The organism is Lysinibacillus canaveralius, assembly GCF_047301505.1.
Classification (GTDB): domain Bacteria; phylum Bacillota; class Bacilli; order Bacillales_A; family Planococcaceae; genus Lysinibacillus_B.
Map to the genome: position 1 here is coordinate 3,282,830 of NZ_CP154840.1, position 26,887 is coordinate 3,309,716.

Annotated in this window: 21 protein-coding genes, 38 tRNA genes and 1 riboswitch; of the genes, 5 read left to right on the top strand and 54 right to left on the bottom strand. The window is 41.5% G+C overall.

Going from position 1 to position 26,887, the window contains the following annotated elements:
• Positions 1-130: 130 nt before the first annotated feature.
• Complete coding sequence (locus AA0Y26_RS16560; RefSeq protein WP_413363189.1) at positions 131-1,582, bottom strand: alanine/glycine:cation symporter family protein; 1,452 nt, start codon at positions 1,580-1,582, stop codon at positions 131-133.
• A 159-nt stretch (positions 1,583-1,741) separates the two neighbouring features.
• Positions 1,742-2,545, bottom strand: coding sequence for an alpha/beta hydrolase (locus AA0Y26_RS16565; RefSeq protein ID WP_413363190.1), 804 nt, complete (start codon positions 2,543-2,545; stop codon positions 1,742-1,744).
• A gap of 111 nt (positions 2,546-2,656) precedes the next feature.
• On the opposite strand from AA0Y26_RS16565, the gene AA0Y26_RS16570 reads away from it, so the two are divergent.
• Positions 2,657-3,169, top strand: coding sequence for a gamma carbonic anhydrase family protein (locus AA0Y26_RS16570; protein WP_413363191.1), 513 nt, complete (start codon positions 2,657-2,659; stop codon positions 3,167-3,169).
• 271 nt (positions 3,170-3,440) lie between these two features.
• Here AA0Y26_RS16570 and metK read toward each other — a convergent pair whose 3' ends face one another.
• Positions 3,441-4,637, bottom strand: coding sequence for a methionine adenosyltransferase (gene metK / locus AA0Y26_RS16575; RefSeq protein WP_413363192.1), 1,197 nt, complete (start codon positions 4,635-4,637; stop codon positions 3,441-3,443).
• 279 nt (positions 4,638-4,916) lie between these two features.
• Positions 4,917-5,033: riboswitch (SAM riboswitch) on the bottom strand.
• 200 nt (positions 5,034-5,233) lie between these two features.
• Between metK and pckA the strand changes: the two genes are divergently transcribed.
• Complete coding sequence (gene pckA, locus AA0Y26_RS16580) at positions 5,234-6,820, top strand: phosphoenolpyruvate carboxykinase (ATP) (RefSeq protein ID WP_413363193.1); 1,587 nt, start codon at positions 5,234-5,236, stop codon at positions 6,818-6,820.
• Positions 6,821-7,041: 221 nt separating this feature from the next.
• On the opposite strand, the gene AA0Y26_RS16585 is transcribed toward pckA, so the two are convergent.
• The 4 genes from AA0Y26_RS16585 to AA0Y26_RS16600 all read right to left on the bottom strand — a co-directional run bounded on the left by AA0Y26_RS16585 (position 7,042) and on the right by AA0Y26_RS16600 (position 9,179).
• On the bottom strand, positions 7,042-7,830 hold the full coding sequence (locus tag AA0Y26_RS16585) for an alpha/beta hydrolase family protein (RefSeq protein ID WP_413363194.1): 789 nt from the start codon (positions 7,828-7,830) through the stop codon (positions 7,042-7,044).
• Positions 7,814-8,281 (bottom strand): NUDIX domain-containing protein, encoded by a 468-nt coding sequence (locus AA0Y26_RS16590; RefSeq protein WP_413363195.1) that lies wholly within the window; start codon positions 8,279-8,281, stop codon positions 7,814-7,816. The genes AA0Y26_RS16585 and AA0Y26_RS16590 overlap by 17 nt, the downstream gene beginning before the upstream one ends.
• A gap of 49 nt (positions 8,282-8,330) precedes the next feature.
• Entirely contained in the window at positions 8,331-8,639 is a 309-nt protein-coding gene (locus AA0Y26_RS16595; RefSeq protein WP_413363196.1) for a transposase, read from the bottom strand.
• 96 nt (positions 8,640-8,735) lie between these two features.
• Positions 8,736-9,179 (bottom strand): Dps family protein, encoded by a 444-nt coding sequence (locus tag AA0Y26_RS16600; protein WP_413363197.1) that lies wholly within the window; start codon positions 9,177-9,179, stop codon positions 8,736-8,738.
• Positions 9,180-9,474: 295 nt separating this feature from the next.
• Between AA0Y26_RS16600 and yidD the strand changes: the two genes are divergently transcribed.
• Complete coding sequence (yidD, locus tag AA0Y26_RS16605; RefSeq protein WP_413363198.1) at positions 9,475-9,708, top strand: membrane protein insertion efficiency factor YidD; 234 nt, start codon at positions 9,475-9,477, stop codon at positions 9,706-9,708.
• Positions 9,709-9,806: 98 nt separating this feature from the next.
• Positions 9,807-10,838: a metal ABC transporter solute-binding protein, Zn/Mn family gene (locus tag AA0Y26_RS16610; protein ID WP_413363199.1), complete on the top strand. Its 1,032-nt coding sequence runs from the start codon at positions 9,807-9,809 to the stop codon at positions 10,836-10,838.
• A 101-nt stretch (positions 10,839-10,939) separates the two neighbouring features.
• Here the strand turns inward: AA0Y26_RS16610 and AA0Y26_RS16615 are convergent, their stop codons facing one another.
• The 7 genes from AA0Y26_RS16615 to AA0Y26_RS16645 all read right to left on the bottom strand — a co-directional run bounded on the left by AA0Y26_RS16615 (position 10,940) and on the right by AA0Y26_RS16645 (position 19,838).
• Positions 10,940-11,731, bottom strand: coding sequence for a transglutaminase domain-containing protein (locus tag AA0Y26_RS16615; RefSeq protein ID WP_413363200.1), 792 nt, complete (start codon positions 11,729-11,731; stop codon positions 10,940-10,942).
• 319 nt (positions 11,732-12,050) lie between these two features.
• Positions 12,051-13,487 carry an o-succinylbenzoate--CoA ligase gene (locus AA0Y26_RS16620; protein ID WP_413363201.1) on the bottom strand — a complete coding sequence of 479 codons (1,437 nt, stop codon included), beginning with the start codon at positions 13,485-13,487 and terminating at the stop codon, positions 12,051-12,053.
• Positions 13,488-13,532: 45 nt separating this feature from the next.
• A complete protein-coding gene (locus AA0Y26_RS16625; RefSeq protein WP_413363202.1) occupies positions 13,533-14,804 on the bottom strand; it encodes a diguanylate cyclase domain-containing protein in 1,272 nt (423 codons plus the stop codon).
• Between the two features lie 300 nt (positions 14,805-15,104).
• Entirely contained in the window at positions 15,105-15,926 is an 822-nt protein-coding gene (gene menB / locus AA0Y26_RS16630) for a 1,4-dihydroxy-2-naphthoyl-CoA synthase (protein ID WP_413363203.1), read from the bottom strand.
• Between the two features lie 12 nt (positions 15,927-15,938).
• On the bottom strand, positions 15,939-16,757 hold the full coding sequence (gene menH / locus AA0Y26_RS16635; protein WP_413363204.1) for a 2-succinyl-6-hydroxy-2,4-cyclohexadiene-1-carboxylate synthase: 819 nt from the start codon (positions 16,755-16,757) through the stop codon (positions 15,939-15,941).
• Positions 16,745-18,466 (bottom strand): 2-succinyl-5-enolpyruvyl-6-hydroxy-3-cyclohexene-1-carboxylic-acid synthase, encoded by a 1,722-nt coding sequence (gene menD, locus AA0Y26_RS16640; protein ID WP_413363205.1) that lies wholly within the window; start codon positions 18,464-18,466, stop codon positions 16,745-16,747. The genes menH and menD overlap by 13 nt, the downstream gene beginning before the upstream one ends.
• Positions 18,459-19,838 (bottom strand): isochorismate synthase, encoded by a 1,380-nt coding sequence (locus tag AA0Y26_RS16645; protein ID WP_413363206.1) that lies wholly within the window; start codon positions 19,836-19,838, stop codon positions 18,459-18,461. Before AA0Y26_RS16645 ends, menD begins: the two co-directional genes overlap by 8 nt.
• Positions 19,839-20,032: 194 nt before the next feature.
• Here AA0Y26_RS16645 and AA0Y26_RS16650 point away from each other — a divergent pair, with 194 nt between their 5' ends.
• Positions 20,033-20,953, top strand: a complete 921-nt coding sequence (locus AA0Y26_RS16650; protein WP_413363207.1) for a 1,4-dihydroxy-2-naphthoate polyprenyltransferase — start codon at positions 20,033-20,035, stop codon at positions 20,951-20,953.
• Between the two features lie 84 nt (positions 20,954-21,037).
• On the opposite strand, the gene AA0Y26_RS16655 is transcribed toward AA0Y26_RS16650, so the two are convergent.
• From AA0Y26_RS16655 to AA0Y26_RS16850, 40 genes are all read right to left on the bottom strand, one after another.
• On the bottom strand, positions 21,038-21,385 hold the full coding sequence (locus AA0Y26_RS16655) for a TraR/DksA C4-type zinc finger protein (protein WP_413363208.1): 348 nt from the start codon (positions 21,383-21,385) through the stop codon (positions 21,038-21,040).
• A 268-nt stretch (positions 21,386-21,653) separates the two neighbouring features.
• Positions 21,654-22,409 (bottom strand): MerR family transcriptional regulator, encoded by a 756-nt coding sequence (locus AA0Y26_RS16660; protein ID WP_413363209.1) that lies wholly within the window; start codon positions 22,407-22,409, stop codon positions 21,654-21,656.
• A 116-nt stretch (positions 22,410-22,525) separates the two neighbouring features.
• Positions 22,526-22,597, bottom strand: a tRNA-Glu gene (locus AA0Y26_RS16665).
• A gap of 2 nt (positions 22,598-22,599) precedes the next feature.
• Positions 22,600-22,690 (bottom strand) — tRNA-Ser (locus AA0Y26_RS16670).
• Positions 22,691-22,695: 5 nt separating this feature from the next.
• Positions 22,696-22,770 (bottom strand) — tRNA-Asn (locus tag AA0Y26_RS16675).
• A gap of 13 nt (positions 22,771-22,783) precedes the next feature.
• A tRNA-Ile gene (locus AA0Y26_RS16680) sits at positions 22,784-22,860 on the bottom strand.
• A 13-nt stretch (positions 22,861-22,873) separates the two neighbouring features.
• A tRNA-Gly gene (locus AA0Y26_RS16685) sits at positions 22,874-22,947 on the bottom strand.
• Positions 22,948-22,955: 8 nt separating this feature from the next.
• Positions 22,956-23,031 (bottom strand) — tRNA-Phe (locus AA0Y26_RS16690).
• Between the two features lie 13 nt (positions 23,032-23,044).
• Positions 23,045-23,120, bottom strand: a tRNA-Asp gene (locus AA0Y26_RS16695).
• Between the two features lie 3 nt (positions 23,121-23,123).
• A tRNA-Met gene (locus tag AA0Y26_RS16700) sits at positions 23,124-23,198 on the bottom strand.
• Between the two features lie 55 nt (positions 23,199-23,253).
• Positions 23,254-23,346 (bottom strand) — tRNA-Ser (locus AA0Y26_RS16705).
• A gap of 15 nt (positions 23,347-23,361) precedes the next feature.
• A tRNA-Ile gene (locus AA0Y26_RS16710) sits at positions 23,362-23,438 on the bottom strand.
• Positions 23,439-23,445: 7 nt separating this feature from the next.
• A tRNA-Met gene (locus AA0Y26_RS16715) sits at positions 23,446-23,519 on the bottom strand.
• A 20-nt stretch (positions 23,520-23,539) separates the two neighbouring features.
• Positions 23,540-23,615: transfer RNA gene (locus AA0Y26_RS16720), tRNA-Ala, on the bottom strand.
• 27 nt (positions 23,616-23,642) lie between these two features.
• Positions 23,643-23,719 (bottom strand) — tRNA-Pro (locus AA0Y26_RS16725).
• A 9-nt stretch (positions 23,720-23,728) separates the two neighbouring features.
• A tRNA-Arg gene (locus tag AA0Y26_RS16730) sits at positions 23,729-23,805 on the bottom strand.
• Between the two features lie 16 nt (positions 23,806-23,821).
• Positions 23,822-23,910 (bottom strand) — tRNA-Leu (locus AA0Y26_RS16735).
• Between the two features lie 6 nt (positions 23,911-23,916).
• Positions 23,917-23,991 (bottom strand) — tRNA-Gly (locus tag AA0Y26_RS16740).
• 33 nt (positions 23,992-24,024) lie between these two features.
• A tRNA-Leu gene (locus AA0Y26_RS16745) sits at positions 24,025-24,106 on the bottom strand.
• 12 nt (positions 24,107-24,118) lie between these two features.
• Positions 24,119-24,194, bottom strand: a tRNA-Lys gene (locus AA0Y26_RS16750).
• A 4-nt stretch (positions 24,195-24,198) separates the two neighbouring features.
• Positions 24,199-24,274, bottom strand: a tRNA-Thr gene (locus AA0Y26_RS16755).
• A gap of 8 nt (positions 24,275-24,282) precedes the next feature.
• Positions 24,283-24,358, bottom strand: a tRNA-Val gene (locus AA0Y26_RS16760).
• A gap of 838 nt (positions 24,359-25,196) precedes the next feature.
• Positions 25,197-25,268, bottom strand: a tRNA-Glu gene (locus AA0Y26_RS16765).
• A gap of 20 nt (positions 25,269-25,288) precedes the next feature.
• Positions 25,289-25,379, bottom strand: a tRNA-Ser gene (locus AA0Y26_RS16770).
• Positions 25,380-25,385: 6 nt separating this feature from the next.
• Positions 25,386-25,460: transfer RNA gene (locus AA0Y26_RS16775), tRNA-Asn, on the bottom strand.
• Between the two features lie 13 nt (positions 25,461-25,473).
• Positions 25,474-25,550 (bottom strand) — tRNA-Ile (locus AA0Y26_RS16780).
• 13 nt (positions 25,551-25,563) lie between these two features.
• Positions 25,564-25,637, bottom strand: a tRNA-Gly gene (locus AA0Y26_RS16785).
• 8 nt (positions 25,638-25,645) lie between these two features.
• Positions 25,646-25,721 (bottom strand) — tRNA-Phe (locus AA0Y26_RS16790).
• A gap of 12 nt (positions 25,722-25,733) precedes the next feature.
• Positions 25,734-25,809 (bottom strand) — tRNA-Asp (locus AA0Y26_RS16795).
• Positions 25,810-25,812: 3 nt separating this feature from the next.
• Positions 25,813-25,887: transfer RNA gene (locus AA0Y26_RS16800), tRNA-Met, on the bottom strand.
• A gap of 55 nt (positions 25,888-25,942) precedes the next feature.
• Positions 25,943-26,035 (bottom strand) — tRNA-Ser (locus AA0Y26_RS16805).
• A gap of 15 nt (positions 26,036-26,050) precedes the next feature.
• A tRNA-Ile gene (locus AA0Y26_RS16810) sits at positions 26,051-26,127 on the bottom strand.
• 7 nt (positions 26,128-26,134) lie between these two features.
• Positions 26,135-26,208: transfer RNA gene (locus tag AA0Y26_RS16815), tRNA-Met, on the bottom strand.
• A 20-nt stretch (positions 26,209-26,228) separates the two neighbouring features.
• Positions 26,229-26,304: transfer RNA gene (locus tag AA0Y26_RS16820), tRNA-Ala, on the bottom strand.
• A gap of 27 nt (positions 26,305-26,331) precedes the next feature.
• A tRNA-Pro gene (locus AA0Y26_RS16825) sits at positions 26,332-26,408 on the bottom strand.
• Positions 26,409-26,417: 9 nt separating this feature from the next.
• Positions 26,418-26,494 (bottom strand) — tRNA-Arg (locus tag AA0Y26_RS16830).
• A 16-nt stretch (positions 26,495-26,510) separates the two neighbouring features.
• A tRNA-Leu gene (locus AA0Y26_RS16835) sits at positions 26,511-26,599 on the bottom strand.
• 6 nt (positions 26,600-26,605) lie between these two features.
• Positions 26,606-26,680: transfer RNA gene (locus AA0Y26_RS16840), tRNA-Gly, on the bottom strand.
• 34 nt (positions 26,681-26,714) lie between these two features.
• Positions 26,715-26,796 (bottom strand) — tRNA-Leu (locus AA0Y26_RS16845).
• Positions 26,797-26,808: 12 nt separating this feature from the next.
• Positions 26,809-26,884 (bottom strand) — tRNA-Lys (locus AA0Y26_RS16850).
• Positions 26,885-26,887 lie beyond the last annotated feature (3 nt).

The window sequence follows — 26,887 nt, forward strand, 5'->3', positions numbered from 1 at the left end:
CGGCTTTTGTCTATTAATTAGTCCACATTGTCTATTACTGGTCACCTTTTGTCTATTATCTAGCTAATGTTGTCTATTAATCTGCAAAATAAAAAAGCTGCTTCAAAATACGAAGCAGCTCTCTACCTTATTATTCTCCCCTATTTCGCTTTTCCCAGAAATCAGCATTTTTAATGCCTAATTTAATAGGATCGAAGACAGGATCTTTTCCTTCTTTCTTCTGTCTTTCATAGTCTTTCAAGGCGACTAGGGCCGGCTTCATGATAAAGAGCATTGCTAACACATTGATCCATACCATGAGTCCAAGACCTGCATCACCTAATGCCCACGCTAGATCCGATGTTCTCACTGCCCCATAGAATGCTGAAGCAAGTAGAACAAATTTCAATATCCAGGTAAAGATAACTTCTCCTTTACCCCTCAACATATATGAAACATTTGTTTCCGCAATATAATAATAGGCCATTAAAGTTGTAAATGCGAAGAAGAATAGTGCAATTGCAACAAATCCTGAACCAAAATTATTTAAACTTGGGAATGCTTCTGTAACTGCTGCCTGTGTAAATTCTGAATATGTAATGCCAGGTGCATACTCTACAACCAATTCACCCTCTGCATCACCTACATTCGTATTGTACGTACCCATGAATAAAATCATTAGTGCCGTTGCCGAACATACCAACAATGTATCGATATAAATAGACGCTGCCTGTACCAGACCTTGTTTAGCTGGGTGGGAAACTTCTGCGGCTGCAGCAGGGTGAGCTCCTGTCCCTTGACCGGCCTCATTCGAGTATACCGCACGTTTAACTCCCCAGAAGATCGCCGAACCAATCATACCTCCAAAAACAGCATCTTGATTAAACGCACTACGCACGATTAAAGCAAGCACATCGGGTACTGCATTGATATTTATAATAATGACAATTCCTGCAACCAGTAAGTACAATCCTGCCATAAATGGAACTAAGATTTGGGCAGCGTTCGCAATACGTTTAACTCCCCCGATGATAATAAAACCTAGTAAAACAATAACTACTAAACCAGTAATCCATGGCTCAATATTAAACGCATTGTTAACTGCACCGGCAATTGCGTTCGATTGTACACCTGGCATTAAAATTGCTACTGCTAAGATTGCTGAAATTGCAAAGATGATTCCAAACCATCTCATTCCAGTCGCTTTTTCAATGTAGAATGCTGGTCCCCCGCGATATAACCCGTTTTTCTTTTCCTTATAGATTTGTGCTAATGTTGACTCTACATAAGCCGTTGAAGCACCGATAAATGCAGTGACCCACATCCAGAAAATAGCCCCCGGACCACCAAATGCAATGGCAGAAGCGGTACCGACAATATTCCCTGTCCCTACACGTCCTGATAAAGCAATCGACATGGCCTGGAAAGAAGACACTCCTGCTTCAGATTTTTCCCCTTTGAACATTAATTTGAACATATCCCCGATTAAACGGACCTGGCAAAACTTCGTTAAGATAGAAAAGAAAAGGCCTACGATTAAAATGCCGTAAATCATTACTGGTCCCCAAAGAATACCGTTCAACCATCCAATAAAATCTTCCATTCTCCACACCCCTTTTTAAATTTATTTTATTATTTTGAAATTCACTATATTACAAAATACTCATCCATTCAACTAATTTTTAAAATTTTTGAAATATTCCTTTTTTATAGTCGAAGAATGTTAAAAAGCGCAATGAACTATTTATTCATTGCGCCTCTTTTAGGAGATAATATAGCCGAGGGACCTTAAACTATTATTCATAAAATCTTTTGTTAGCAGGAAGATCTCTTCCCGTTCCATTTCAAAAAATAGACTATTCAAGCTGTCTTTCCATTCCTTATATTGAAAATGAGTTAGATTTTGTTGAACGAGCCATTGCTTTGAATATGCCGTATCCGTGATACTGTCACGTCCGCCTGTCATTAGAAGAACAGGCAATGCAGGCAGCTTTACCTCTGCGTCTTTCCACATTCTTAAAAGCTGCTGCAGTTCACGATACCATTTCACAGTGACAACTGTGTTAAAAGGTACATCATCCTTCATCTCACCATATACTTCAAAGTTACGTGTCAATGTATTATAGGTGATTTCATGTTTTAGCTTGACGTTTGATGTAATCGCGCTCAGACTCGACAAAGCCTTCGAAAGCTTCCCTGGTTCAAGCTTCAAATGGAGCCAAGGTGACACCATTATGAGACCTGCACAGTCGAACTTATTACGATATAATGCGCGTGCAGCAATTGTTGCTCCCAGTCCATTTCCTATTATAAATACCGGCAGATTATCTGTATGAGCAACCTGAATCAGCTGTTTTGCATAAGTATAATATTCTTGAAACTCCTCATCATGGTAGCGATGATTTTTTGCTTGCTCCCCGTGTCCCGGTAAATCTCCCATTACAACGTGAAATCCTGAGCCTCGTAATTTTTCAATAAGCCACGCATACCAGGCATGGTGCTCATAAGCACTATGAAAAATTGCCACAACCGCTTTTGGCTGCCCCTCAGCATCCCATTTCCACATCGGCCTTCCTCCTAAAATTCTCATTCGTTATTAATTGAAAAGTTTGTTTATTTCCTACTTACTATTTGTTACGATAATTATACATATTAGCTTGAAATGAGGCGAAAGAATATGATTTACCCTTATAAAGACAAAAATCCGAACATAGACCCATCTGCCTTTATTGCCGATTATGTCACAATTACAGGTGACGTTACAATTGGGGCAGAAACATCTGTGTGGTTTAACACCGTGATCCGCGGAGATGTTGCTCCAACAATCATAGGCAGCCGTGTGAGCATCCAGGATTTAAGCTGCCTTCACCAAAGCCCCGACAATCCTCTTATTATTGAGGATGAGGTGACAGTTGGCCACCAAGTAACATTACATAGCTGTGTCGTCCGCAAGCGAGCACTTATTGGTATGGGCTCTATTATTTTGGATGGTGCCGAAATCGGAGAAGGCGCCTTTGTAGGGGCCGGCAGCCTTGTTCCTCCAGGTAAAAAAATTCCTCCCAACTCCTTAGCGATGGGCAGTCCTGCAAAAGTCGTCCGTGAAATTACGCCTGAAGACCGTGCAGATATGGATCGAATCATTCGGGAGTATGTAGAAAAAGGGCAATACTATAAATCACTACAAAAATAACAAGCAGAAAGCCGCCTAATGGAGGCTTTTTTTCTATTATATAATATGTTAAAGAGATTTCTGCTCTAAAATTGATGATGATTCTATGCCCTTGTGAAAATATGAAAGATTAGTTTTCAATCTGGCAAACGGTATTAGACATTTGGTTCAGCTGCTATAGCGCAGAAAAAGAGTGTGCATTGTTCTCTTATCCAGCGCTGGTCCCTTTCCTTATCTGCTAAAAAAGCCGCCACATGAAGTGACGGCCTTTTCATATCCTGGCACAACTCAATTATAGGCCCGCTTTTTCGCGAAGCGCTTGAGCCTTGTCCGTTTTTTCCCATGGTACATCCAGGTCTGTACGGCCAAAGTGGCCATAAGCTGCTGTTTGTTTATAGATTGGACGGCGCAGGTCAAGCATTTTAATGATCCCGGCTGGACGTAAATCAAATAGTTCACGTACCCATTCCACGATTTTGCTTTCTTCCACTTTACCAGTGCCAAATGTATCAACAGCGATCGATACAGGGCGAGCTACACCGATTGCATACGCAAGCTGTACCTCAGCACGCTCTGCAAGCTCTGCCGCTACAATATTTTTCGCAACATAACGTGCTGCGTAGGCTGCTGACCGGTCAACCTTTGTAGCATCCTTACCAGAGAAAGCACCGCCGCCGTGACGCGCATAACCACCGTATGTATCAACGATAATTTTACGGCCAGTAAGCCCTGCATCTCCTTTTGGTCCGCCAATAACAAAACGGCCTGTTGGATTAATGAAATATTTCGTGTTTACATCAATTAAGTTTGCGGGTACTACTTTATTGATTACCACTTCTTTAATGTCTTTTTGAATTTGCTCTAATGTTACTTCTTCGTCATGCTGTGTAGATAAAACAATTGTATCCACACGTGCAGGTTGGTTGTTTTCGTCATATTCTACAGTTACTTGTGTTTTTCCATCTGGACGCAGATAAGGCAGTTCACCTGATTTACGAGCTTCTGTCAGGCGACGAGCCAGCTTATGTGCCAAACTGATAGGCAGCGGCATCAGTTCTGGTGTCTCATTGCATGCATAACCAAACATTAAGCCCTGGTCTCCGGCACCGATTGCCTCTAGTTCTTCGTCAGTCATTGCGCCTTCGCGAGCTTCAAGCGCTTGGTCAACACCTTGTGCGATATCAGGCGATTGCTCACCAAGAGCTACCAGTACGGCTAGGTTTTCAGCATCAAAACCATATTTTCCGCGTGTATAGCCAATTTGTTCTACTGTATCACGTACAATTCCTTTAATATCTACATATGTAGATGTCGTTACTTCACCGGATACTAATACAAGTCCTGTCGTAACAGTTGTTTCGCACGCTACGCGAGCGTTTGGATCTTCTGCTAGAATAGCATCTAAAATGGCATCTGAAATTTGGTCGCAAATTTTGTCTGGATGCCCTTCTGTTACACTTTCTGATGTAAACAGTCGACGGTTTGTCATTTGTTTTCCTCCTAAAAATACCTTGCGCGAAAGCGCGTATTTGATACGGTACTCATTACCCATGTATGTCTACCCGTACGGATTAAAAAAGCCGCTGCTAACTTTTACACGAGGATTTAGAAAGGCCCGGAATAACAAAGAGAAGCTCAGCCTGCTTATATGTCTTTCTTTATAAGGACGATATAACAGTAATTCCTTAAACTGCTCTTTTCGCATTTAAAACAAAAAAATCCCTTCGCTCATGTATGAGGAAAGGAGTCATGTTTTCGTTACCTTTCACTCTTATCGTTCAAGGATTATATCCTTGCATCAGGTTGGCACCAACACGTTACGATAATCGTATTGCAGGTTGCCGGGTTTCATAGGGCCTGACCCTCCACCAGCTCGGGATAAGAGTATCCGTTCAATTGTACATGGTACGAAATTTGTTTCATCTTGTCAAACGATTTATAATGGTTTTATGGAATATAAAAAATTCATAAAATAAATTCACAATTAGTATAGATTATTTAAATCAATGTGTTATACTATTTTTGAATTAGTAACTAACCTCCCTCACCTAGGGGAACTATATAAAAAAGGATGGTATTTAATCGATGAATTCAGTAGATATCAACAACGAACTGAAGGAATTATTAAGCGGGGCAAATATTAACGTTCAACTATCTGTACCAGAATTAGTTGAAAAGGCTACATCTCGTGGGGAAGCTACATTGACAGTAGATGGCGCTTTACGTGCTGAAACTGGTAAGTATACTGGCCGTTCTCCTAAAGATAAATATATGGTAGAAGAAGATGCTTCTAAAGATAAAATTGACTGGGGAAAAGTAAATCGACCAATCTCGACAGAAATTTTCGACAACCTTTACGTAAAAGTGATTAACTACTTAAAAGAGAAAGACGAGTTATTCGTGTTTAAAGGATTTGCAGGAGCTGACAAAGACTCTCAGCTATCAATCCAAGTTATAAACGAATATGCTTGGCATAATCTTTTCTGTCATCAATTATTCATCCGCCCAACAGCTGAAGAATTAACGGATCACGAATCACAGTTCACAATCGTATCAGCACCATCTTTCAAGGCTGATCCAGCAGTTGATGGTACAGCATCAGAAACTTTCATCATCACATCAATGGAAAAGAGAATCATCCTTATAGGTGGTACAGAGTACGCTGGTGAAATGAAAAAATCAATCTTCGGTATTATGAATTATCTGTTACCAGAACAAGGGATTTTCCCAATGCACTGTTCTGCCAATGTAGGTGAGGAAGGCGATGTAGCATTATTCTTCGGTCTTTCAGGTACTGGTAAAACGACTTTATCGGCTGATGCTGACCGCAAGCTGATTGGTGATGATGAGCATGGCTGGTCTGACAACGGTGTATTCAATGTTGAAGGCGGATGCTACGCAAAAACAATCAACCTTTCTGCTGAAAAGGAACCGGAAATTTACAATGCAATCAAGTTCGGCGCTGTACTTGAAAATGTCGCTGTTCATCCTGAAACACGCATTTGTGATTATAGTGATGGTTCATTAACTGAAAATACACGTGTAGCTTATCCAATCCATTATATCGATAATATCGTAACACCGTCGGTTGCAGGTCATCCAAAAACAATTGTTTTCTTAACTGCAGATGCTTTTGGCGTACTACCTCCAATCTCTAAATTAACGAAAGAGCAAGCGATGTACCACTTCTTGAGCGGCTTCACTTCGAAGTTGGCTGGCACAGAGCGCGGTGTTACAGAGCCAGAACCAGTATTCTCAACATGTTTCGGTTCTCCATTCTTACCTCTTCCGGCGACAGTTTATGCTGAAATGCTAGGAAAGAAAATCGACGAGCACGGCTCACAAGTGTTCTTAGTTAACACTGGCTGGACTGGCGGCGAATATGGTGTAGGTTCTCGTATGAAACTTTCTTATACACGTACAATGGTTCGTGCTGCAATTGAAGGTAAGTTAAATGAAGTAGAGACAATCCAAGATGGTGTATTTGGATTAAACATTCCTGTCGCTGTTGAAGGTGTACCATCCGAAGTATTAAACCCGCGTGAAGCTTGGGCTGACAAAGCGGCATATGATAAAAAAGCTACAGAGCTTGCTGGGCTATTCAATAATAACTTCAAGAAATTTGAAGATGTTTCTGAAGAGATCGTGAAAAAAGGCGGGCCTTTAGTATAAGGAAGAGCTATTTTCCGTTCCACGCAGTAACCACATCCTTATAAATTAAAAGGAGCAGCTTATATAGCTGCTCCTTTTTGTGTGGAGAAAGCCTCTCCCCCTATTCCCCTGATAGAATAAATACCTGTAAACTCTATGCTTACATCTGACAAAATGTGTTAGAAAGTTATGCAGCAGCCTAAATAAGAAAAAGCAGCTTCCTTTCATAGAAGCCGCTCTATTTATTCTACACCCTTTCCCTTCATCCATCCACAAAGGGCACGAACTGTTTCTGAATTTACTTCTGGCGGGTAATGATGTTTCAGCCCGTAGGAATACCATGTTTCATAGAACTTCCCTGCATCCTGAAGACAGTACTCTAACTGATAAGCATGCTCAATATCTACATGCTGATCACTCGTGCCGTGAATGATCAAAACCGGTGCTTTCATTTTTTCAATTTCAAATAGAGGAGTCCGGTCATCATAACGCTCTGGAACTTTTTTTGGCGTGCCCCCAATGACACGCCGCAGTCCTCTGCGCATATCAATTCGCTCCCAATAAGTAGCCGCAGCATCTGATACTCCCGCCCAAGTTACGACAGAAGCGATGTCCTCTCTTAAGATAGCCGTCCACAATGCCATCAGTCCTCCACGTGAAAAACCATATACATGTACATTTTCACATTCGACAAACTGTTTCACTATGTCAACACCATATACAGCATCGTAGCGGTCATCACCCGCAAATTCATCTCTTCCCTCTCCGCCGCGGTTCCCCCTATAATAGGGAGCAAATACGGTAAATCCCTGCATAGCAAATTGAGCAATTCTAGCCGGTCTCACCATACCAATAGACTGCATGCCTCCGCGCAGATAAAGCATTGCCTCAGTATGAGCCTTCTTAATCGGTCTTGCCAGTAATCCCTTTACTCGAAGCCCATCTGACCAGTATGTAATTTCATCCAACCGGATATGGGGATTTGGTGAAGGATATTTACGTATGGATGTGATTTTACCATTGTCTTGCATGTGTCTTCACTTCCTGTAACATCTTTTTCATTCCATCATCACGCATATAAAAACTCAAGTTTGGATGTGCAAGTAATTCTTCTTCTGTCAGCCAGTGTCTTGCAACTGTTTCATATTCCCCAATGAACTCTTCTATCTCTTCTACGCTAGCTGTAAAAACAGCCTTGCAAAAGGGGATTTTGTCATACACTACATAATAGGCAAACCATTCAGCGTCCTTCACCTTTACTTGTGTTTCTTCATATACTTCACGGATTGCCGCTTCAATAAGCGTCTCTCCCTTCTCTTGCTTTCCTCCGGGGAATTCAATTCCTCGCGTAAAGTGCTCAGTACAGAGCCACTTATTCTCATATTTTACTAGAGCCAGCACATGTCTTGGCTCCACCTCAAACGGGCCTTTGTCAAATCGCAGAACTACTTCAAGTCCATTTTCATCTATGAATGTAAACATCCCTTCAACTCCTAACTAATTTTAAGTGTAGCGAAGGGATGTCAGCGCTTCAACTGAAAAAAGGCATTTTCTCCACAAATTCTTTTGTTTGATCGTCACCATATTCATGAATCAGCGCATATATTTGCTTGTAACGATGGTCGATATCATGATTCAGTTCATCCATATGATAAGGGATAAATGGTAAATGGGCACGAACCATATTTGATGTTTCAAGCTGGTAAATAGATGCAAACAATTTTTGAAACACTCTCGCCTTGTGAGGCTCTAACTCCATTTTAAAATCGTACGGTCTCATACCTGGATAAGCTGTGCATGTTAAATGCGGAACCGATATATAGTACATGTGTTTTTCCATATAAGCCACCTCACTAATAGTATAAGTAGCGGCTTGAGGGTTTATACACAAAATGCGACCTCCTTTTAGAGGCCGCATTTTAAACAAATAAGTTGATTAGTTGCCAAGGAATGCAGATAACATCCATGTATGTTTTTCCAGGCTTTGAACTTTTGCATTTAATAAGTCTTCCGTTCTGTCATCGCCTTCTTCAGAAGCTGTTTCCATTGCTTCCTTCAATGCTTTCTTTAACACATCGAAATCATCAATAATGGACTGCACCATTTCTTCAGCTGTTTCCGAGCCTGTTGGTTCTTTGACTAATGAAAGTTCCAAATGCTCTTTCATTGTTGCAACTGGCTTGCCGCCTTTTGATAAAATACGTTCAGCAACTTCATCGAGCGACAATGTTACTTCATTATATAATTCTTCAAATTTTGCGTGTAATGTAAAAAATGATGGTCCGCTTACATACCAATGATAGTTATGTAGCTTCGTGTAAAGTACTGACCATGTTGCTACTAATTCATTCAACTGTTTATCTAATGTTTTTTTCGCCATAAGATCACCTCATCAAGTTAATGGATAATTAAATTAATTATCATAGGTATTATACCCACTTTTCTAGTTCTTAAAATGGATATATGTAGAATTTTTAAGAATAGTATCAACTGTTCAAGAGATTGTAGAACAAAATCTCTTGAAATCGCTTTATAATAGAGAATGAGGTGAGGAGATTGAGTTTACCATTAATTTTAATTGTTGTCGTATCAAGTTTTGCTGTTGCTATCTTTTCAGTAGCGAAACAACATAACTTTGCTGCAAAGCAGACTTATCAGAAGGTGGATAACAAATAATGAAATATCCTTTTATTTGGCTAATTCGCTTGTATCGAAAGTATATCTCTCCAATGACTCCGCCATCTTGCCGTTTCCATCCCACATGTTCAAGCTATGGGTTGGAAGCATTCCAAAAACATGGTGCCATTAAAGGAATAATTTTGACGACAATCCGTATTTTAAAATGCCAGCCGTTTCATCCAGGAGGGTTTGATCCTGTACCTGAAGAATGGCCTTCGAAAAAAAAATAATTTCGAAGGCTATTTTTTATTGTCTTTTTCGTTTCTTTCCTGTATTATAATCAATGTTGAATTTAAATCGTAATAATTACAATTAAGAGGTGAACAAAATGAAAAAGTTTTTACCCTTCCTTCTTTTATCAATTGCTGCTCTTGTACTTGCTGCATGCGGCGGAGACGAAAAAGAAAAGGAAAAGGACTCCAATACAAGTGGAACGGATAACACATTATCCATTTATACGACGGTTTATCCCCTGCAATATTTTGCTGAACGCATTGGCGGCGAATATGTAGAAGTCTCTTCCATTTATCCTCCCGGGGCTAACGAGCATACATTTGAGCCAACACAAAAAGATATGATGACTTTAGCAGACGCGGATTTATTTTTCTATATTGGTCTAGGGCTTGAAGGATTTGTAGAAAAAGCAAAAACAACATTGGCTAATGAGCATGTAAAATTAGTCTCTACAGCTGATAATGTAAGTGAGGATATGCTTGATATTTCTACTGGCCATGTACATGCTGAAGAAGAGCATGACCATGAAGGTGAAGACTCCCATGGGCATGAAGAAGAGCACGACCATGACCATGAGGGAGAAGACTCCCACGGGCATGGGGAAGAGCATGATTCCCACGTTTGGCTTTCCCCTGTTATTTCTAAAGATTTAGCTGCTGTTATCAAGGATGAACTTGTTAAAGCTATGCCTGAACATGAAGCTGCTTTTACTGAAAACTATGACAAACTTGCAACAGAGCTAGATGAACTTCATGCTGAATTTGAGTCAATGGCCGCTGAAACATCCAAGAAAACATTCTTTGTATCACACGCAGCATTTGGCTACATTGCAGGCCATTATGGTTTTACTCAAGTACCTGTCGCAGGGTTAAATTCACAAAGTGAACCTTCCCAAAAAGAGCTAATGACAATTGTCGACCTAGCAAAAGAGGAAGACATTCAGTATATTTTCTTTGAACAAAATGTATCTTCAAAACTTACAGAAGTCATTCAAAAAGAAGTAGGCGCCGAAACACTGACTTTGCATAACCTAAGCGTTTTAACATCTGAGGACATCAGCAATGATGAAACCTATTTCACATTAATGAAGAAAAATATGGAAGCATTGAAAACTGCTCTGCAGTAATCGGAATGGCAAATAGATTCAAGTTTTTTTAGAATAATAAACACAAAAAAAGACAATGCCGGCTCAAATACGGTATTGTCTTCTTTCTTTTTCAGGGCAATCTATCTCTTACTAAATGCTTTAGGGTAATCTGCTGTATTCCATGAATGCGTCTTTTTCATTTCTTTGTCTGTTTTCAGGAAGTAGTTATAACGGATTGTGTCTTCCTTATTATCTAATGGATCATCCCAAGTGGCATCAATATGTCGCCACTCTCCCGCTACCTTTACAAGATTCCAGCTGTGAGCCGCCCCTCCAGCCTTTCCCTTAATATATTGCGCTTCAATCCCGAGCTCTGATAGCATTTTGTGCATAAGCAGTGAATATGCCTGGCAAACCCCTTTGTTTTCCGTCAAGGCTGTATAAGTACTATGACTACTTCCTTGTGTATTGTCTGAGTATTCGATATTAAGTACAATATAGTCATGGACAGCTTTAATCATATCCTGGTGTGAAAGTTTTTCTTTCCGAATGTTAGAAAGTATTTCTTCCACCCGCTCATCCACGTATTTTTCTTTTTCTTTTGTTGTTAAAAAGTCGATGCTAAATTGGAGATTCATCTCATCTCCCATTTGTTTTATACTAGCCTCTAATCTTGTCATATTTTCATATGAATAACTGTCCTTTTTACGAATGTCATGTAGAATTAGCTTGAGTTGCTCTTCTACCGCTTCTTCCTCTCCCTTATATGAGACTGTGAAGGAAGGCTCAAAGGAAGCAATACCATCATAGATTTCACTATATAACTCCGAATCATAAGCTGTTTGGTCAGCCATGGCCGTAGTCGACATAATAGAAGCACCAAGCCCGCTGCATAAGGTTATTAACCCCAGTAATCTCCCTAGCTTTTTCAAAGTCAGCCCCCCTTTTCCTTAGTTGTCATCATCTTTGCATTATATGATTCTTTCGTTTAAAAATACCCAAGAACCAAAAGATGATAAACATGGACTATCAAATTGCTATTATTCTTTTTATCTTTACGAGGAGATATTCGGCTTTTTAAAAATGTAATCATAAAAAAAGAACTACTCAGAAAGTTTTAATTTTCTGAATAGCTCTATTTTCTTCCTACATATCTACTAATAGCTCTTATGACTTGGATGTAATCAACACCCTATCCTCCTCTTTACTACAAAGGATTTGTCGCAAATTATGATGCCAAGACGCCTCTCTCTATTGCAAAAGCTCCTTTAACTTTCTCCGTACAAGTTTATTTGACCCATTACGAGGTAATTCATCGATGAAAATAATATTCTTCGGCAATTTATAAGATGCTAATCTCATTTTACAGAAGGAAAGAAGTTCCTCAGCAGCTGCCTCTTTCTTTAAGACAACAAAAGCAACCGGCACCTGCCCCCATACACTATCATCCATTCCGCATACGCCTGCTTCCTTAACCGATGGGTGGGCGAGCAGCACATTTTCAATTTCAGCCGGGTAAATATTTTCTCCACCTGAGATGATTAAATCTGCCCGGCGATCGATAACATATAAATAGCCTTCTTCATCCAGATAACCGATATCACCTGTCTTCAACCAGCCTGCATCCAATGCAGGACGGGTTGCAAAGCGTCCAATATAACCAGGTGTTACATGCGGACCGCGAATACAAATTTCCCCTTCGTCCGTTGGCTTTTTAGAACCTTCAATTCGAATTTGATTGAAAAACAGCGGTTTTCCTGCAGAACCTGCTTTTTGCATAGCATCCTCACTGCTTAATGTAGCTGTCTGGGAAGATGTTTCTGTCATGCCATACGTCTGGACTACCTGCAGCTGCAGCCTCTCTGCCCTTTTCAAATAATCCACTGGAACCGGTCCGCCTCCCGCAAGAATAGAACTAAAATTTGGATGGGCTTTTAGTCCATGTTCCTCCATGTAAGAAAGAACCCGTTCTAGCATTACAGCAACTGCTGACATTCTCGTCACCAATCCTTGTGCAATTTCAGCCGCACACAAGGTCACATCGAACTTCTCATATAAACGTACTTGCATGCCGTACAGCAAGGACCTCATTAAAATTGAAAAGCCGCTAATATGAAAAATTGGCACCGTACATAGCCACACGTCATCTTCCTTCAGGCCTAAATTCAGGGCGGAGCTTATCGCACTTGAACTGTGATTTCGGACCGTCTGCCGAACCCCTTTTGGAAATCCGGTCGTCCCTGATGTATACATAATGGAAATGGTTGCTTCATCATCCCATTCTTCTACTGCTTCTATTTCAACTCCCTCAGCATGAAAGACCTCAGTAAATAGAATATATTCGACATCCTCAGGAAGCTTTTGCTTTTCTTCTTCATGAACAAGAACCGCCTTTACTTCGGCATCCTGAATCTGATACTGCAGTTCATATGGTGATAGCCTTCCATTCAATAAAACAATCTCTATTCCTCTTTCCATACAGCCATATATCATCAGTATGAGTTCAGGACGGGAAGGGGCTAAAAGTGCGATGCGATCTCCTTTATGTAAATGAAATGCTGCCAGCTTTTCAGCAATCCGGACCGCTTCCTCATAAAGTTCTTTAAATGTCCATTTTTCGTGATAATAACTCAAACCAATTCGATTAGGTGTCAAATAGCTGCGCTGTGCTAACCAATTCGGCTGCATATATGTTCCCCCCTACAATATGAAAAGGGGCTTAAATCTGCCCCGTTATTTCTTCTCATAGATATTAAAAGTATTCTTTCCAAGACTTTTTCCTTTATATAATGCCTCGTCGGCATACCGCAATGCCTGAGCTGCTGTTAAGGAAGGCTCTTCCATAAACACGACCCCTATACTAGTGGTGATTTCCAGCTTTGTATGCTGTATGACTATTGGCTCTTTAACTGCTTCATTAATTTGTTGAGCGATATTTTTCACATATCCTTTATCAGCTGTGCCTGATACTAATATAACAAATTCATCCCCGCCTAACCTCGCCACGAGTCCCTGTTCTTCTATCACCCGTTTTAACCGATTACCAAATTCAATAATGACTTTATCGCCAATTTCATGTCCATATGAATCATTAATTTGTTTAAAATTATCTATGTCCAATAACATAAGAATAAATGGAGAGTGCTTTTTTGAAAGCATCGATATTGCTGTATCTAAGTGATCGCTGAACATACGGCGGTTTGGTAATCCTGTTAACATATCATGATAAGCAAAATATTTTAAATGGTCTTCCTGCTGCTTTTCTTTTGAAATATCCCTAGCAACCAATAACATATGCAAAAAATGGCCCTCTCTATCATAAACGGGGTTCCCTTTGACCTCGGCCCATATCCAACCACGCTCTGTATGAAGAGCCTGGAGCTTCATATCAAACGTTTCATCTTTTTCAAGAGCAGCTGTAAAGTTATTTGTAAGCTCCTCTATATAATCAGGGTGAATATTAAAAAATGGCTCCCGGTCATGAAAATCTGTGTAATCAAAACCGAAAATCTCTTTGCTAGAAGGAGAAACATAAAGATAATTTAAATTCTTATTCATTAAAACCAAGACATCTTGAATATTTTCAGCGATTATCCGGTAATTCAGTTCACTATCCAAATATCGCTCTGCAATCTTATCTAATTCAACCATGCTTTTCATAATTAAAAAATATCCTACAAGACAGTCATCCTCTTTGATAGGATTTAAACGCATCAAACAAGAAACAGTTACATTACCTTCAGCGATCAATCGAAAACGTCTATCTAAAAAATACAGCTCATCTAACGAAAGATTCGCATGCTCTTCTTCACCTGGTTCATTAATGATGAATTGTTGAAAATGACAATCTACTATTTTGCTTTTTTCAAAGCCGCTTATAGCGATAAAAGCCGGATTGGCATCTAAAATATTTCCTTTTTTATCGAGATACAAAATAGCATCTTTATTATATTCAAAAAGGGAGGTAAGTTTATTCTTTAGTTTCTCATATTCAGTAGCATCCATTTTTCTATTTCACCCCCTGCTTATCGTTGCTTGCGGTATTTTTACTCTACTATCCTAATCTTAATTATTTTGTTAAAGGAAAAGCAAGTGGAAAAATAAGAAAGGTACAGTTAACTTTCTCAGACTTTTGACAAACACTTTCATCCAGTGCTGCTTACCTGACAAACGTTTTCAAAGACAGTCGGGGTGAAACTTCTTTTTGTAAAATAAGCTAAAAAGAAGTGAAGACAAAGTCATAAAATGACTTTGTCTTCATTTTAAAAAGGGCACAAGTACCCTTCTTACTTATGATAAATCGATTTACGGGAAACGTGGGAATTGACCGAAGTCTGGTTTACGTTTTTCTTTAAATGCGTCGCGGCCTTCTTTTGCTTCATCTGTTGTGTAGTAAAGAAGTGTAGCATCGCCAGCCATTTGTTGAAGACCTGCTAGACCATCTGTATCTGCATTCATTGCTGCCTTTAAGAAGCGTAGCGCAGTTGGAGACATTTCAAGCATTTCTTCACACCATTGAACTGTTTCATCTTCTAATTGCTCATATGGTACTACAGTGTTTACTAAGCCCATATCAAGCGCTTGTTGTGCGTCGTATTGACGGCATAAATACCAAATCTCGCGTGCCTTTTTATGACCTACGATGCGAGCCAGGTAGCCTGAACCGTAACCAGCATCAAATGAGCCTACTTTTGGTCCTGTTTGTCCGAAACGTGCATTGTCAGCTGCAATCGTTAAATCACATACGACATGCAATACATGTCCACCACCGATTGCATAGCCTGCAACCATCGCTACGACTGGTTTAGGGATAACACGGATTAAGCGTTGTAAATCAAGTACATTCAGACGCGGAATCTCGTCTTCGCCTACATAGCCGCCATGACCGCGCACTTTTTGGTCGCCGCCTGAGCAGAATGCCATTTCCCCTTCACCTGTTAAGATAATTACACCGACGTTTTTATCGTCACGTGCACGTGAAAATGCGTCGATCATTTCCATTACCGTTTTCGGACGGAATGCATTACGCACTTCTGGACGGTTGATCGTAATTTTAGCGATCCCGTTGTAGAACTCATACTTAATATCTTCGTAAGTATGTAGTGAAGTCCATTGACGTGTTGTCATTGTATAGTCCTCCTAAAAATTTGATGAAATCGTTTCCTTTATTATTGTAGCAAACTCTGACGAATTTTCCACATGAATTGCGTGTCCGACGTCATTTACTGTCAAATGCCGCACTTTTTTGATTAATGCAGTCATTTCCCGGGCAATATTCTCAAACTTCACATCCAGTTCTCCGGTAATTAAAATTACGGGTATTTCCAGCTCTCTTAGCTTTTCCCATAATGACGGCATCATTCCTGTGCCCATGCCACGAAGGCTGTTTGCAAGACCAATTGCATGCTGCTGAAGCCGCTCTTTTCTTATTTGTTGCTGCATGCTTAACGGAAGCCTTTTCTGCGTAGCAAAAAGAGAAATATTTTCCCATGTATCCACGAATTTTTCAATACCGTCCGCTTCTATCTTATCAGCTAATAAGCTATCAGCCTTTCTGCGTAATACCCGTTCTTCCTCAGATTTCAAACCTGGTGATGCGCTTTCCAGAAGAAGTGTCTTGATTCGATTAGGGTATTTTACTGCATAGCTGAGCGCAATTCGACCACCCATTGAATAACCGACAAGGATAAAACTATCAAGCCGAAGCTGCCGGCATATTTCCTCCAGTACTTCGATCTGACTGTTCATTTCATAAAGTGATGAATCGCCAGGGCTGTCTGTCTTGCCGTGCCCAATACAATCAATAGCTACAATACGAAAACTAGAAAGCTGATGAGCTATCGGTTCCCATGTGTGAGTCGACCCGGTAAAGCCGTGCAGCATAACAATCGTTTGATCTGCTGATTCATTCCAAACTTGAATATGAACATTGATCCCTTTTACTTTTAGGAAAGCCATTTGTCCAGCTCCTCGTTAATTGCCTGCCATAATTTACGGTGAGTAATCAAATTTTCTTCCCTATCTGTCATTACTTCAATCAATCGAATAGGCTTTTGACTTGGCTCCGCTAATGCCTGTTCAAACGCTTTCATTCCTTCGACCCTAGTATATTGTAAATCATACATGGCAGCCAAATGTTCAAAGGTTAGCCCGGTTGGAGTGCCAAACAGATCCTCATAATGCCGCTCTACAGAAGCCTGTGGCAGATAAGAGAAGATACCGCCGCCATCATTATTCATAACTACAACGGTCAGCTTCAGCTGCTGATAACGGGCAGCTACAAAAGCATTGCTGTCATGCAGAAATGCCAAATCTCCGATCAGTAAATAAGAGTTTCTGTCAGGTGTAGCCGCACTATAGCCAAGTGCCGTGGACATCACACCATCAATGCCATTTGCACCCCGGTTTGCCGCGATACGAATATCTTTTGCAGCAGGCATGTAGAATGTATCAATATCACGGATTGGCATACTGCTTGAAGCAAAGACATCACTATGCTCAGGAAGCAGTTGCATCATTTTCCCGACAAGAGCTCCCTCATCCTTTTCCCCTTCGATATAACGTTCAATTTGAGATAATGCTTTTTGCTGGGCGTGCTTCCATATTTCTGCGTAGATTGGACTTAATTTTGAGTTCAATATCAGCTCATCAAATGATTCATTCACACATGCATGGATTGCATGTGTCGTCATATGAGTAGAATCCCGGAACATTGGATCTTCATCAATTACTATATATGTTCTTGGTATTGATTCCGTTAAAAAGATAGATAAGAATTTTGATACAGGCTGGGCTCCTATACGAATAACCGTATCTGGTGCCGCCACGCGTTTAAATGCTGTATTCTTTAAAATAGCATCATAGGTCGAGATGATATATGGCTCGCAGTCTTCTGGAACATTCCCTCGTAACCCTGATAGACTTTCCACGATGACCGGCCATTTTAGCTTTCTGATCAACCGCCAAATGAATATATTGTCTGTGTTCAACGGCAGCTCACCGATAATAACTAAGCCTTTTTCTGCCTGTGCTACCGCTTCCTCTAATAAACGGCGGGCTTCAGGTGCTAGCCCATATCCGTTCACTACAGCAGTACTAAAGCGCGGCTTGGGCATTTCTTTAAAATCGATCAATAACGGCTCCCGGAATGGAATATTTATATGGACAGGTCCATATGGAGCGCTTGTAGCAACAGCAACAGCCCGTGCTGTATGCCGTTCGATAAAAGGCAATGTTTGCTTTGCCTCATCCGGAATCGGATATTCGGCAAACCATTTCACTTGCTCTCCATATAAATGGAGTTGATTAATTGTTTGGGGCGCGCCTACCTCACGTAATTCATGCGGACGATCAGCTGTAACAACAATAAGAGGAATACGTGCATTTTTTGCCTCTACGATTGCCGGATAGTAGTTCGCCGCTGCTGTTCCCGAAGTGCATAATAAAACAACTGGTTTACCTGAAGCCTTTGCGAGGCCTAAGGCAAAGAAGCCTGCCGCACGCTCATCCACCTGCCGGAACATCTCAATTTCCTTCGTATGAGCTATTGCATACGCTAATGGAGTCGAGCGTGAACCTGGACTGACTACTGCCTGCTCTACTCCGTTATTTACCAAACTCGTTACAATTGTATATACATAATTGGATAAGATATTACGTTCATTCACCTAAATTTCCTCCTAAGGCGCGCAGCATCGGACGGAATTTCACCAGCGTCTCCTCATATTCGGATTGTGGTGTGGAATCCCCTACAATGCCTCCTCCTGCATATAAAAAGGCTCGATCACCAAGTAAGGCAGCCGAACGAATTGCAACAGCAAATTCTCCATTGCCATCTGCATCAACCCAGCCAATTGGTGCCGCATAAAGGCCACGGTTCATTGGCTCAAAGGTACGAATCATCTCCAGTGCTTCTTGACGAGGCACACCGCCTAATGCCGGAGTCGGATGTAGATCCTTCACAAGCTGCAAAATTGTTGCCCCATCATTCAAAGTTCCCTCTACCGGTGTATACAAGTGTTGAATATCACGGATTTTCAATAGTTTTGGCTGCTTTGGAAATTTCACATTTAAACAGTTCTTTTTAAATGTCTCTGAAATCATCTCGACAACATAATGATGCTCCCCGCGATTCTTTTCATCATTTAACAATGCCTGCCCTAATTGCTTATCTTCATCAGATGTTTGCCCGCGTCGAATGGAGCCTGCTATACATGAAGAAAAGGCTTGTCCTTCCTCCACTTTTACAAGCCGTTCTGGAGATGCACCGAAAAACAGCATATCGTCATGCTCCAGCCCAAACAAATAGCTTTCCGGCTGTTCATGAATAACATGTGACAAGATCTGCGGAGATGCTACCTTTTCTTCAAATTGAAGAGCTAATGAACGAGCAATAACCACTTTTTGTGCGTCTCCTGCTTTAATGCATTCTGTTACCTGCTGAATTGATTGTAAATATTCTTCTTTATATGGCTCTCTATGATTTGTCATAACAGGTTTTTTATACGTTTTAACTTCCTTCACTTGTGCTGCATGAATTAGATGGTCCCGCTCATGTCTTAATTGCTCAAATATGTGGGCACTATTTTCTTCCTCAGTGATATAGTGAATGCTTACAAATGCTTTGTCATGACGGATGACTAGCTGAAATGTAGCAACAGTAAAAAAGCTCTGTGGAAAGGCAGACCATTCCCCCTTAATTTCATTTTGCGGATCAAACGTAAATCCACCAAATAAAATAGGCTGAAGATCCTCTTCCTTTACAATATTTTTCGTTAATTGCTTCCATTCTCGCGCCACTTCATCAAAACGCGTATGTCCTGCATTATTCTCAATTGTATGAGCATGTCCTAAACCTACAAGTGTTAAAGTCTTCTCACGGTTTTGCCAAAAATACCGCTCACCCTTATACTTTTCGCCAGCTGCAAAAAAGGCAAGGGCAGATAATCGGTTTACCTCAATTGTTTCCATATAAAAATGGCGCTTTACGTTCAAAGAGCCCACTTCTACTTCAGTGGCATTGTACCACTTTTGTTGCATGAAAATTACCTCCGTCTTTGCAATTAAGCTTAAGAAAAAAGCTCTAATTGCTATCGTACATTTTTCAACATTATCTATATTATCATATCACTTTTTGTCCTAAACCTGTACGAGAAAGGCACACCTCTACCTTTTTTCTTGTTATTCGTATAAAATAGGATAGTACAGTTTAGTTGAAGGAGAGAAATATACGTATGACTAAAGTCATTGAAGCCGATAGGGGCTTTAAGGTTTGGTGGCATCTTACAAGGCCCCATACTTTAACTGCTTCTTTCGTGCCTGTTTTTTTAGGGACAACCATCGCCCTAACGGTGGAAGGAGAAAATATTAGCTTCCCGCTATTCTTTGCCATGCTGGTGGCAAGCATGCTCATTCAAGCTGCCACTAATATGTTTAATGAGTATTATGATTATAAGTTAGGTCTAGACAATGAAAATTCTGTAGGTATCGGCGGAACGATTGTACGTCATGGGGTAGCCCCAGGTACAATTATGGGAATTGCACTAAGCTTTTACGGCATCGCGTTGCTACTAGGCATTTATATTTGTGCTATGAGTTCCTGGTGGTTAGCGTTAATCGGTCTAGTATGTATGCTAATCGGCTATTTATACACAGGTGGTCCTTATCCAATTGCCTACTCACCATTTGGAGAGCTCGTTTCCGGAATTGTAATGGGTATGGGCATTGTCTTGATTGCCTTCTTTATCCAAACTAATACAGTAACATTAGAAGCTGTTTTACTATCAGTTCCAAGTATGATTCTAGTAGGCGCAATTATGCTATCTAATAATATTCGTGATATCGTTGGAGATACTGAAGGTGGACGGAAAACGATGGCCATTTTAGTTGGACGTAACAATGCCGTCTATATCCTTTCTCTGTTCTTTATCGTTTCCTACCTTTGGATAGCAGGCTTGGTCATCATTGAAGATATTACTTATTGGGCATTAATCGTGTTACTAAGTATTCTTAAGCCAATTAAAGCCATTGAAATTTTTCGCCTGAAAAAAGAACCCCTTGAGGTTATGCCTGCGATGAAATTTACCGCGCAAACTAATACTATCTTCGGCTTCCTATTAGCTATCGGTTTATTAATCGATCATCTACTTTTCTGATTTTGCTATTTTTAAACTAGAAGTTTTAAAGGAACAAAAACAGGGCTTCCCTATAAGTCTTTGCTTATAGGGAGGCCCTTTTATTTATACTATTTCTTCATCTGCATGATCAATACATGTCATGGCAGTCGGTAATGCTTCCAAACGTTCATAGGGAATTTCCTTGCCGCAAACCTGACACCGGCCGTATGTCCCATCTTCTATCGCCTGTAGCGCTGCCTTTATTTCTTCTATCTCTTCTTCTCGAAAATCTTCAATGGCCATTTCCGTAATTTGCGTTGTATAGTCTGTTGCCATATCTGCTGGATGATTTCTATCAAAATCTGTTAATTCCGTGCTCTCTATTTCTTGATCTGTTTCTAAAAAGCGTTCAGTTTCTTTTAACTGATTCTCTAATTGCTTTTTCAAATGATTCTTTTTTGATAGTTTCACTGTAAACACCCTCCTATACCGTACATGTTTAACCTATCTTATATGAAGTAATTTATCTATATTGAAAATGAAGCTGTAAATACTAATAGTCCCCACCCAATAAGTAAAGAGATTGAAAAACAAGATGGGAGCTGCGTTTGCTTGCGCCCAATTAATAAAGACGCACAATCAGGGGAACATGGGAAACTCCCAGTAATTAAAGTTCCACTTTATATTGTTTTATTACCTCTATATTCATTTTTAAACATAGGAGAGCGTAGGAAGTATATTATCCCTGTGCGTAATGGACAATGCATGCTGTTAAAAATTGAGTCGCACCAGGAGCTACTCGTGAATCATAATATTCAATAAATCGCTGATCTTCCATATACATTTGAGCAAGGCCAACATGTGCTTCTTTTGTATATTTCGGCCAATAAAAACTAAGCCATTGCTTATGATGTTCTGCTACTTCTAATGCCAATTCAGAAGCAGGATTACCTTCCTTTATTGCTTCTTGTAAAGATGCTAGTAATGTTCCTTCAATTGCCTGCATAGTTTGATACTGTTCCTCCGTCATATTTCGGACCATACTATAAGTACCCAATACCGAACCTTCTCCATATTTATTCCTTATTTCTTCCCCATAGTAGCGTTCATTCTCATTAATTATTTGTTGTTTGAAGCCTTCAAATTTTTCTTCATTCGTCATAGTTAGCCCATCCTCAATTGATTCGATTGTCTTCGTCACGGTTTCAAGCAGTCCATTAATATATTGCTTTTTTAATAATAAAGCATCCTGATGCTGCCTCAAACTTTTCAATTGTTCAAATCCTTCTGCATTTAAAATATCCTTAATCTGATCTAACGGCATATCCAATTCCCGGTAAAATAAGATTTGCTGTAATCGGTCGATGTGCTGCTGATGATAAACCCTATATCCCGTGTCTCTTCTTTTTTCTGGAATAAGCAATCCAATTTCATCATAATAACGTAAAGTCCGTGTAGTTATACCTGATAATTTCGCAAGTTCATGTATATACATTACTTCTCACCTCTTCGTTAAATATAATCGTTTACGTAACGTAAAGGTCAAGGAATTATCCTTTTTATACAAATAAAAAAGTCCGAAACGATTACATGATCGTTTCGGACTTTTGATGACCCGTACGGGATTCGAACCCGTGTTACCGCCGTGAAAGGGCGGTGTCTTAACCACTTGACCAACGGGCCAATGGCGGAGAAGGAGGGATTTGAACCCTCGCGCCGCTTACGCGACCTACACCCTTAGCAGGGGCGCCTCTTCAGCCTCTTGAGTACTTCCCCAAAAATGGCTCCGAAGGTAGGACTCGAACCTACGACCAACCGGTTAACAGCCGGTTGCTCTACCACTGAGCTACTTCGGAATAATATTATATATGGTGGGCCTAAATGGACTCGAACCATCGACCTCACGCTTATCAGGCGTGCGCTCTAACCAGCTGAGCTATAGGCCCGTTATATATAAAATGGAGCGGGTGATGGGAATCGAACCCACGACATCAGCTTGGAAGGCTGAGGTTTTACCATTAAACTACACCCGCAGATGAAATGGTGGGTCAGGACGGAATCGAACCGCCGACACTTAGAGCTTCAATCTAATGCTCTACCAACTGAGCTACTGACCCTTTATCAAAAAAATGGCGGTCCCGACCGGGATCGAACCGGCGATCTCCTGCGTGACAGGCAGGCATGTTAACCGCTACACCACGGGACCATTTGGTTGCGGGGGCCGGATTTGAACCAACGACCTTCGGGTTATGAGCCCGACGAGCTACCACTGCTCCACCCCGCGATAATTTTATTCGAGTTTGCTGAAGTCTGTAATGCACCATTTCTATTTCAAAAAATGGCGGAGGAAGAGGGATTCGAACCCCCGCGCGGTTTAACCCGCCTGTCGGTTTTCAAGACCGATCCCTTCAGCCGGACTTGGGTATTCCTCCGTTATTATATTTATCTGGTGGACCTTACAGGACTCGAACCTGTGACCGGACGGTTATGAGCCGTCTGCTCTAACCAACTGAGCTAAAGGTCCTTTAAGATGGCGGCAGAGGGGATCGAACCCCCGACCTTACGGGTATGAACCGTACGCTCTAGCCAGCTGAGCTACGCCGCCAGGATCTTTAATTATATGGTTGGTGGAGCCTAGCGGGATCGAACCGCTGACCTCCTGCGTGCAAGGCAGGCGCTCTCCCAGCTGAGCTAAGGCCCCATATATTTTCAGTCATATAAATTTGGATGGTCGGGAAGACAGGATTCGAACCTGCGACCCCTTGGTCCCAAACCAAGTGCTCTACCAAGCTGAGCTACTTCCCGTACATTCATTGGCGCGCCCGACAGGAGTCGAACCCATAACCTTCTGATCCGTAGTCAGACGCTCTATCCAATTGAGCTACGGGCGCTAATTTATCATGTGAATGGTGCCGAGGACCGGAATCGAACCGGTACGGTAGTCACCTACCGCAGGATTTTAAGTCCTGTGCGTCTGCCAGTTCCGCCACCCCGGCAGTTGTTGGAGCGGAAGACGAGGTTCGAACTCGCGACCCCCACCTTGGCAAGGTGGTGTTCTACCACTGAACTACTTCCGCAATTTACTGCTATCTTTTCTGGCTGAAAAATGATGCGGGTGAAGGGAGTCGAACCCCCACGCCTTGCGGCGCTAGATCCTAAGTCTAGTGCGTCTGCCAGTTCCGCCACACCCGCATATTATAAAAATGGTGAGCCATGAAGGACTCGAACCTTCGACCCTCTGATTAAAAGTCAGATGCTCTACCAACTGAGCTAATGGCTCAAAGTGGTGCCGGCGAAAGGACTTGAACCCTCAACCTACTGATTACAAGTCAGTTGCTCTACCAATTGAGCTACACCGGCACTTGAGATGGTGGAGGATGACGGGCTCGAACCGCCGACCCCCTGCTTGTAAGGCAGGTGCTCTCCCAGCTGAGCTAATCCTCCAAAGCGCTAATAACTAAAAGTTAGTTAGTTTATTTGGTTACCCTTTTCTTAAGGACAAGATTTATATTATCACATTTACAGGTAATTGCAATACCTTTTTTAACTTTTTTTATAAAAAAAATAATTTATTTCAAACTATACTATATATAGCAAACCTCTTGTATTTAAAATACAAGATATAGAGGTGGTATTGTTGATATAGGTTTACTTTAATCAATAGCCTTCTTACTAATAATAGCGAAAACCTTCTCTACTTGTCATCTATTTGTATGTATTTTTATAAATTTTTTTTCATAGTTAAACTGAAATACGAGATATACTCAATGTAAAATTTCTGTTATGCAGCAATTTGTTAATGTGGTGAGCGGAAATTATCATTCCTTTCATTATACAAGAACCTTTATATATTGTTTAGTTATGTTTACATTAACTTCTCTTTTTAAGGAAAGACACCCTCTACAGATCTGTTTCATTTTTAGGCTTGTTCAATGGTTACCTGATTATCAGCTACTTTTAGCGGCCCCACAATATTCTTCTTAATAGAACGTACAATATATCTTTTTCCTTACCTTATAATTTTATCAGACGCTATAAACTTTTTAGCTAACCTCTTTTTTTAAAATCTGCTTAAGATAGGAACATCTGCATAACCATAACCAACACTATCTTCAAGGTTATCAGGTACATATAAGTAGAACTTTAACTAATATTTTTAATTCAATAAGCTCTTGGATAAGAATCTCTATCTAGCACTCCGTATCACTACTAACCAATTTTTCATTAATCAGCGATAAAAAAAAGCCCAGAACGATTTATTAATCGTCCTGGACTTTTGTAATGACCCGTACGGGATTCGAACCCGTGTTACCGCCGTGAAAGGGCGGTGTCTTAACCACTTGACCAACGGGCCACTATAAGATTGAATATGTATGGCGGAGAAGGAGGGATTTGAACCCTCGCGCCGCTTACGCGACCTACACCCTTAGCAGGGGCGCCTCTTCAGCCTCTTGAGTACTTCCCCAAAAAATGGCTCCGAAGGTAGGACTCGAACCTACGACCAACCGGTTAACAGCCGGTTGCTCTACCACTGAGCTACTTCGGAATAATATTATATATGGTGGGCCTAAATGGACTCGAACCATCGACCTCACGCTTATCAGGCGTGCGCTCTAACCAGCTGAGCTATAGGCCCATTACATATAAAATGGAGCGGGTGATGGGAATCGAACCCACGACATCAGCTTGGAAGGCTGAGGTTTTACCATTAAACTACACCCGCAGATGAAATGGTGGGTCAGGACGGAATCGAACCGCCGACACTTAGAGCTTCAATCTAATGCTCTACCAACTGAGCTACTGACCCTTTATCAAAAAATGGCGGTCCCGACCGGGATCGAACCGGCGATCTCCTGCGTGACAGGCAGGCATGTTAACCGCTACACCACGGGACCATTTGGTTGCGGGGGCCGGATTTGAACCAACGACCTTCGGGTTATGAGCCCGACGAGCTACCACTGCTCCACCCCGCGATAATTTTATTCGAGTTTGCTGAAGTCTGTAATGCACCATTTCTATTTCAAAAAATGGCGGAGGAAGAGGGATTCGAACCCCCGCGCGGTTTAACCCGCCTGTCGGTTTTCAAGACCGATCCCTTCAGCCGGACTTGGGTATTCCTCCGTTATTATATTTATCTGGTGGACCTTACAGGACTCGAACCTGTGACCGGACGGTTATGAGCCGTCTGCTCTAACCAACTGAGCTAAAGGTCCTTTAAGATGGCGGCAGAGGGGATCGAACCCCCGACCTTACGGGTATGAACCGTACGCTCTAGCCAGCTGAGCTACGCCGCCAGGATCTTTAATTATATGGTTGGTGGAGCCTAGCGGGATCGAACCGCTGACCTCCTGCGTGCAAGGCAGGCGCTCTCCCAGCTGAGCTAAGGCCCCATATATTTTCAGTCATATAAATTTGGATGGTCGGGAAGACAGGATTCGAACCTGCGACCCCTTGGTCCCAAACCAAGTGCTCTACCAAGCTGAGCTACTTCCCGTACATTCATTGGCGCGCCCGACAGGAGTCGAACCCATAACCTTCTGATCCGTAGTCAGACGCTCTATCCAATTGAGCTACGGGCGCTAATTTATCATGTGAATGGTGCCGAGGACCGGAATCGAACCGGTACGGTAGTCACCTACCGCAGGATTTTAAGTCCTGTGCGTCTGCCAGTTCCGCCACCCCGGCAGTTGTTGGAGCGGAAGACGAGGTTCGAACTCGCGACCCCCACCTTGGCAAGGTGGTGTTCTACCACTGAACTACTTCCGCAATTTACTGCTATCTTTTCTGGCTGAAAAAATGATGCGGGTGAAGGGAGTCGAACCCCCACGCCTTGCGGCGCTAGATCCTAAGTCTAGTGCGTCTGCCAGTTCCGCCACACCCGCATATTATAAAAATGGTGAGCCATGAAGGACTCGAACCTTCGACCCTCTGATTAAAAGTCAGATGCTCTACCAACTGAGCTAATGGCTCAAA